Source organism: Streptomyces torulosus (genome assembly GCF_001419765.1).
GTDB classification, from domain to species: Bacteria; Actinomycetota; Actinomycetes; order Streptomycetales; family Streptomycetaceae; genus Streptomyces; species Streptomyces torulosus.
Map to the genome: position 1 here is coordinate 1 of NZ_LIRK01000691.1, position 6,973 is coordinate 6,973.

6 protein-coding genes are annotated in these 6,973 nt (G+C 74.0%); 1 reads left to right on the forward strand and 5 read right to left on the reverse strand.

The features are described from left to right. Nucleotides 1–38 precede the first annotated feature (38 nt). Genes AOK23_RS37575 through AOK23_RS37595 form a run of 5 tightly spaced genes read right to left on the reverse strand, consistent with a single transcriptional unit; the run spans nt 39 to nt 5,483 of the window. A complete protein-coding gene (locus AOK23_RS37575; protein ID WP_055716960.1) occupies nt 39–836 on the reverse strand; it encodes a type III pantothenate kinase in 798 nt (265 codons plus the stop codon). A 15-nt stretch (nt 837–851) separates the two neighbouring features. Further along, the gene (nadC, locus tag AOK23_RS37580) at nt 852–1,838 is read right to left on the reverse strand and encodes a carboxylating nicotinate-nucleotide diphosphorylase (RefSeq protein ID WP_055716961.1); all 987 of its coding nucleotides are present in this window, start codon (nt 1,836–1,838) and stop codon (nt 852–854) included. Nucleotides 1,839–1,843: 5 nt separating this feature from the next. Next, complete coding sequence (locus tag AOK23_RS37585) at nt 1,844–3,559, reverse strand: L-aspartate oxidase (protein ID WP_055716962.1); 1,716 nt, start codon at nt 3,557–3,559, stop codon at nt 1,844–1,846. Further along, entirely contained in the window at nt 3,556–4,548 is a 993-nt protein-coding gene (gene panC / locus AOK23_RS37590) for a pantoate--beta-alanine ligase (RefSeq protein ID WP_055716963.1), read from the reverse strand. The genes AOK23_RS37585 and panC overlap by 4 nt, the downstream gene beginning before the upstream one ends. Then, a complete protein-coding gene (locus AOK23_RS37595; protein ID WP_055716964.1) occupies nt 4,545–5,483 on the reverse strand; it encodes a Rossmann-like and DUF2520 domain-containing protein in 939 nt (312 codons plus the stop codon). Before AOK23_RS37595 ends, panC begins: the two co-directional genes overlap by 4 nt. A gap of 292 nt (nt 5,484–5,775) precedes the next feature. Here AOK23_RS37595 and AOK23_RS37600 point away from each other — a divergent pair, with 292 nt between their 5' ends. Further along, nucleotides 5,776–6,909 (forward strand): threonine aldolase family protein, encoded by a 1,134-nt coding sequence (locus tag AOK23_RS37600; RefSeq protein WP_240496736.1) that lies wholly within the window; start codon nt 5,776–5,778, stop codon nt 6,907–6,909. Nucleotides 6,910–6,973: the final 64 nt, after the last annotated feature.

Genomic DNA, 6,973 nt, shown 5'->3' on the forward strand with positions numbered 1-6,973 from the left:
CGCCGGATCCACCCGCGCCCCCGAGCTGTTGGGCGCCCTCAGAGACGCGACACGTTCCGCTCGTACACCAGCCGCAGCCCGATCAGCGTCAACCACGGTTCGTGCTCGTCGATCACCGAGGACTCGCCCAGCACCATCGGTGCCAACCCACCCGTGGCGATCACCGTCACCTCCTCGGGGTCGTCCGCCAGCTCGCGGACCATACGGCTCACCACGCCGTCGACCTGCCCGGCGAACCCGTAGACGATGCCCGACTGCATCGCCTCGACCGTGTTCTTGCCGATCACGCTGCGCGGCCGGGCGACCTCGATCTTGCGGAGCTGCGCGCCCTTGACGCCGAGCGCGTCGACGGAGATCTCGATGCCGGGGGCGATGACACCGCCGACGTACTCGCCGCGCGCGCTGACCGCGTCGAACGTCGTCGCCGTACCGAAGTCGACGACGATCGCGGGACCGCCGTACAGCTCGACCGCGGCGACCGCGTTGATGATGCGGTCGGCGCCGACCTCCTTGGGGTTGTCGGTGAGGATCGGCACGCCGGTCTTCACGCCGGGCTCGACGAGGACGGCCGGGACGTCCCCGTAGTAGCGCCGGGTCACCTCGCGCAGTTCGTGCAGCACCGAGGGGACCGTCGCGCAGATCGCGATGCCGTCGATGCCGTCGCCGAGTTCCTCGCCGAGGAGCGGGTGCATGCCCATGAGGCCCTGGAGGAGGACGGCCAGTTCGTCGGCGGTACGGCGCGAGTCCGTGGAGATGCGCCAGTGTTCGACGATGTCCTCACCGTCGAACAGTCCGAGGACGGTGTGGGTGTTGCCCACGTCGATCGTCAGCAGCATGACCGGTCCCCGTCCCTACTCGGCCGCGCGCAGGTCGAGGCCGATGTCCAGGATCGGGGACGAGTGGGTCAGGGCCCCGACGGCCAGGAAGTCGACGCCGGTGTCCGCGTACGCCTTGGCGCCCGCGAGGGTGAGGCGGCCGGAGGCCTCCAGCAGCGCGCGGCCGGCGACGAGGGCGACGGCCTCCTCGCACTCCAGGGGCGTGAAGTTGTCCAGGAGGATCAGGTCGGCGCCCGCGTCGACGACCTCGCGGAGCTGGTGGAGGGTGTCGACCTCGACCTCGATGGGCACCTCGGGGAACATCTCGCGGACGGCCTTGAAGGCCTGCGCGACCCCGCCGGCGGCGACGACGTGGTTGTCCTTGACGAGGGCCGCGTCGGACAGCGACATGCGGTGGTTGACGCCGCCGCCGCAGCGGACGGCGAACTTCTCCAGGGAGCGCAGCCCCGGCGTCGTCTTCCGGGTGTCGCGGACCTTCGCCTTGGTGCCCTCCAGGGCGTCCGCCCACGCGCGCGTGGCGGTCGCGATGCCGGAGAGGCGGCACAGGAGGTTCAGGGCGCTGCGCTCGGCGGTGAGGAGGTCGCGAGTGGCGCCGGTGACGCTGAGGAGCTTCTGCCCGGCCTCCACGCGGTCGCCGTCGTCGACGTGGCGCTCGACCTCGAACTCGTCGGAGCAGGCCACCGACAGGACCGCCTCGGCGATCCTGAGGCCCGCCACGACGCCGCCCTCGCGGGCGGTGAAGTCGGCGGTGGCGCGCGCGTCTTCGGGGATCGTGGCGACGGTGGTGACGTCGACGCCGTGGTCGAGGTCCTCCTGGATGGCGACGTTGGCGATGTCCTCGACCTCGACGGGGTCGAGTCCGGCGTCGGCCAGGAGCTGGGCGAGCGCGGGGTCGAGCCCGCACTCCAGGTACTCCTCGCCCGTGAGGCCGTCGTCGGCGCCGCACGCGCAGCCGTCGCCGCAGCCGCCTGCGGAGGCGAGGGGAAGTTCGGGGGTGCTCACGTCTGTCACTGCTCCTGGTGGTGCGGCCGGGTCGGGGGGAAGTCTGCGGTATCCGTGGTGTGTAGAGCGAGCGTGCGGTCCGGATTGAGCCGTACGACGATGTGGCGGCGCCAGTCGGTGTCGTCGCGGTCGGCGTGGTCCTCGCGCCAGTGGCAGCCGCGGGTCTCCTCGCGCAGCCGGGCGGCGGCGACCAGGACGCGGGCCACGCACAGGAGGTTGGTGGTCTCCCAGGTGTCGACGCCGGGCTCGGCCGTCTTGCCGTTCTCGGCGAGCGCGTCGCGGGCCTCCGCGTGCAGCCGGTCCAGGGCCGCGGCGGCGGTCGCCAGGGAGGCCTCGGAGCGCAGGACGCCGGCGCCCTCGGTCATGATCCGCTGGATCGCGAACCGTATCTCCGGGGCGAGCAGCGGGTGCGCGGGCTGCTCGGCGTACGGGACGGGCTGGGGCACGCGCGCGTGGAGGCCGTTCTCGGCGTGGGCCGCGGCGATGTCGGCGACGATGCGCTCGGCGTAGACCAGGCCCTCCAGGAGGGAGTTCGAGGCGAGCCGGTTGGCGCCGTGGACGCCGGTGCAGGCGACCTCGCCGCAGGCGTACAGGCCGGGGACGGTCGTCCGGCCGTGGGAATCGGTGCGGACGCCGCCGGAGGCGTAGTGGGCGGCCGGCGCGACCGGGATGGGCTCGGTGACGGGGTCGAGGCCGTTGGCGCGGCAGGCGGCGAGGATGGTGGGGAAGCGGTGCTCCCACATGTCGGCGCCGAAGTGCCGGGCGTCCAGGTACATGTGCTCGGCGCCCTGCTCCTGCATCCGGCGCATGATGCCCTTGGCGACGATGTCCCGGGGCGCGAGTTCGGCCAGCTCGTGCTGTCCGAGCATGAAGCGGGTGCCGCCGGCGTCGACCAGGTGGGCGCCCTCGCCGCGCACGGCCTCGGACACCAGCGGCTGCTGGCCCTCCGCGTCCGCGCCGAGGAACAGCACGGTGGGGTGGAACTGCACGAATTCGAGGTCGGAGACCTCGGCGCCCGCGCGCAGGGCGAGGGCCACGCCGTCGCCGGTGGACACGGACGGGTTGGTGGTGGCGGAGAAGACCTGGCCCATGCCGCCGGTGGCGAGGACCACGGCGGGGGCGTGGACGGCTCCCACGCCGTCGTGCTGGCCCTCGCCCATGACGTGCAGGGTGACACCGGCGGTGCGGCCCTCGGCGTCCGTCAGGAGGTCCAGGACGAGCGCGTTCTCGACCGTGCGCAGGCCACGCGCGCGTACCGCCTCGACGAGGGCCCGGGAGATCTCCGCACCGGTGGCGTCGCCGCCCGCGTGGGCGATGCGGCGGCGGTGGTGGCCGCCCTCGCGGGTCAGCTCCAGGCCGCCTTCCTCGGACTCGTCGAAGTGGGCGCCGGTCGCGATGAGGCGGCGCACGGCGTCGGGGCCCTCGGTGACGAGGAGGCGTACGGCGTCCTCGTCGCACAGGCCGGCGCCCGCGACGAGGGTGTCGTCCAGGTGTTGTTCGGGGGTGTCGCCCTCGCCGAGGGCGGCGGCGATGCCGCCCTGGGCCCAGCGGGTGGAGCCGTCGTCGAGGCGGGCCTTGGTGACGACGACCGTGGCCAGGCCGGCAGCCTCGCAACGCAGCGCGGCGGTGAGGCCGGCGACGCCGGAGCCGACGACGACCACGTCGGCGTCGATGGACCAGCCCGGTGCGGGCGCGTGCAGTCGTATGCCTGTGCTGCTCACGAGGCGGCTCCGAAGGTCAGCGGGATGTTGTCGATCAGCCGGGTCGTCCCCACCCGGGCCGCGACGGCGAGGACGGCTTCGCCGGTGAAGTCGTCGGGGATGTCGGTGAAGTCGGACGGGTCCACCAGGGCCAGGTAGTCCAGTTCCAGCGGTGGTTTCATGCGCAGGGCCTCGTCGAGGACCAGCCGGGCGGCGGCGCGGACGGCTGCGGGGCCGCCGGGCGCGGCCTTGGCCATGGCGTGGGCGTCGGCGGCGGCGCGGGACTCGCCGAGCGCGCTGAGGGCCTCGGCACGCGCACGCGTGGCGGGCACTTCGCGGGCACGCGCGCGGAGCGCCTCCTGCGCGGCGTGCCGGTCCCGGCCCGCGAACAGGGCCTGGGAGAGGGCGAGGGCGGTGCGGCGTTCCTGGGCGGACAGGTAGCGGTTGCGGCTGGAGAGGGCCAGCCCGTCGGCTTCGCGGACGGTGGGGACGGCGACGACGTCCACGCCGAAGTTGAGGTCCCGGACCATGCGGCGGATCAGGGCGAGCTGCTGGGCGTCCTTCTGGCCGTAGAGCGCCACGTCGGGGCGGGTGAGGTGGAGCAGCTTGGCGACGACGGTGAGCATGCCGTCGAAGTGGCCGGGGCGGGAGGAGCCCTCCAGGCGTTCCCCCATGGGGCCGGCGGTGATGCGGACCTGGGGTTCGCCGCCCGGGTAGACCTCGTCGACGGCAGGGGCGAACACGACGTCGGCGCCGGACTGTTCGGCGAGCTTGACGTCGGCGTCCAGGGTGCGCGGATAGCGGTCGAGGTCCTCGCCCGCGCCGAACTGGAGGGGGTTCACGAAGACGGTGACGACGACCTCGCCCTCGGCGCCCGCGATCTCGCGAGCGGTGCGGACCAGCGTGGCGTGGCCCTCGTGCAGGGCGCCCATGGTCATCACGACGGCGCGGCGGCCCGCACGCGTGCGTGCGTGCAGTTCGTCGGCGGTGCGCAGCACGGTGGTGGTCATCCGGCGTTCCCTTCGGTCCCGGTGGTCCCGCCCGCTCCGTCGGCGAGTACCCCGAGGAGGTCCTCTGCGAGCTCCGGCTTGAGCAGGCCGTGGGCGAGGGCCCGGTCGGCGGTGGCGCGGGCCATCGCCAGATACCCGGCCACGGTGGCGGGGGCGTGCGCGCGCAGCTCGGCGATGTGCGCGGCGACCGTGCCCGCGTCCCCGCGCGCGACGGGGCCGGTGAGGGCCGCGTCCCCGGACCGCAGGGCGTTGTCGAGGGCGGCGCCGAGGAGTGGGCCGAGCATGCGGTCGGGGGCGGTGACGCCGGCCGTGCGCAGCAGTTCCATGGACTGGGCGACCAGGGTGACCAGGTGGTTGGCGCCGAGGGCGAGGGCCGCGTGGTAGAGCGGGCGGTTCGCCTCGGCGATCCACTCGGGCTCGCCGCCCATCTCGATCACCAGCGCCTCGGCGGCCAGCCGCAGCTCCTCGGGCGCCGTGACCCCGAAGGAGCACCCGGCGAGCCGCTGCACGTCCACGGCGGTCCCGGTGAACGTCATCGCGGGGTGCAGCGCGAGGGGCAGCGCCCCGGCCCGCAGCGCCGGGTCCAGCACCTTCGCGCCGTACCGCCCGGAGGTGTGCACCAGCAGCTGTCCCGGCCGGACGGAACCGGTCTCGGCGAGGCCCTCCACGAGGCCCGGCAGGGCGTCGTCGGGGACGGTCAGCAGGACCAGGTCGGCGTGGCGCAGTACGTCGGCCGGGGGCATCAGCGGCACGTCGGGCAGCAGCTCGGCGGCGCGTCGCCGGGAGGCGTCGGAGACCCCCGACACGGCCACCGGGCGGTGTCCCGCGAGCTTCAGCGACGCGGCCAGCGCCGGGCCGACCCGGCCGGCGCCCACGACGCCGACGGTGAGCCGCGCGGGGCGGTCCTTCGGCTCTGGTTGCTGGAATGTACTCACTCGCGGTGGCCTTCCCGTTCCAGTCCGCTCCGGGTACCGGACGATTTCTCGTCATGTTAACGCGATTGGTTCGAGGGTCGATCGGTTGTCCACAGGCTGTGGGTTTCCGCGTGGAATGTCCGCAGGTCATGGCGGTGTGAAATCCGTGTGCCCGGAGGGCGGGGCGCGGGATGATCCGGGGATGACTGACGCGGCGGAGAACACGACGGCACACACGCACGGCGGGACGGACTCCGCGGAGGGGCACGCGGCGGGCGAGGAGACGAAAGAGAAGCTTGAGGAGTCCGCGGCGATGTCGCGGTACCGGCGGCGGCTGATCGCGCACCGCGCGGCGGACCGGGTGCTGTCGCGGCCGGGTGCCCTGGGGACGGTCCGGGAGCGGTTGGCCGTGCTCGACGCGGCCGGGGACGTGTACGACCTGGACGGGTCGGCGGACATCTACGGCAACGGTGTCGTGGAGGCCCTGGAGGAGCGGACGGCCGCGCTGCTCGGCATGGAGGCCGCCGCCTTCTTCCCGACCGGAACGATGGCCCAGCAGGTGGCCCTGCGCTGCTGGGCGGCCCGGACCGGGAACCCGGCCGTCGCGCTGCACGCGCTGTCCCACCCCGAGGTGCACGAACGGAACGCGTTCAGCCAGCTCAGCGGGTTGCGCCCGGTCCGGCTGACGGGTGAGGCCCGGCAGCCGACCGCGGACGAGGTCGACGGCCTCCCCGAGCCGTTCGGGACGCTGATGCTCGAACTGCCCCTCAGGGAGGCCGGGTTCGTCCTGCCCTCCTGGGAGGAGCTGACGGCTCTCACCGAGGCGGCGCGCGAGCGCGACGCGGTGGTCCACTTCGACGGGGCCCGCCTGTGGGAGTCCGTCACGCACCTCGGCCACCCGGTGGACGAGATCGCCTCCCTCGCCGACAGCGTCTACGTCTCGTACTACAAGTCCCTCGACGCCTACGGCGGTGCGGCGATCGCCGGTCCCAGGACGCTGGTCGAGGACCTGAAAACCTGGCGGCACCGGTACGGCGGCCAGCTGTTCCAGCAGTTCCCGACCGCCCTGTCGGCCCTGGTGGGGCTGGAGCGGGAGCTGCCCCGGCTGCCGGAGTACGTCCGGCACGCGCGCGTGGTCGCCGCCGCGCTGCGCGAGGGGTTCGCCCGGGCGGGGGTGCCATGGGCGCGGGTCCACCCCGAGGTGCCGCACACGCAGGAGTTCCAGGTGTGGCTGCCGTACGACGTCGGCGTCGTCGCGGAGGCCGCGGTCCGGCAGGGCGAGGAGACCGGGACGCTGCTGTTCGCCCGCGCCTGGGACAGGGGCGGGCCGGGACTGGCCGTCACCGAGGTGGAGGTACGGGCGGCGGGGCTGGAGTGGACGGCGGAGGACGTACGGCGGGCGGTGGCGGACTTCGCCGAGCGGGTGGGGGCGGTACTCGAGACCTGAGGGTGAGGCCAGTGCTCAGGCCGTGGCGGGTGGGGACGGTGCTCGGGGCGTAGCCGGTCTGGGG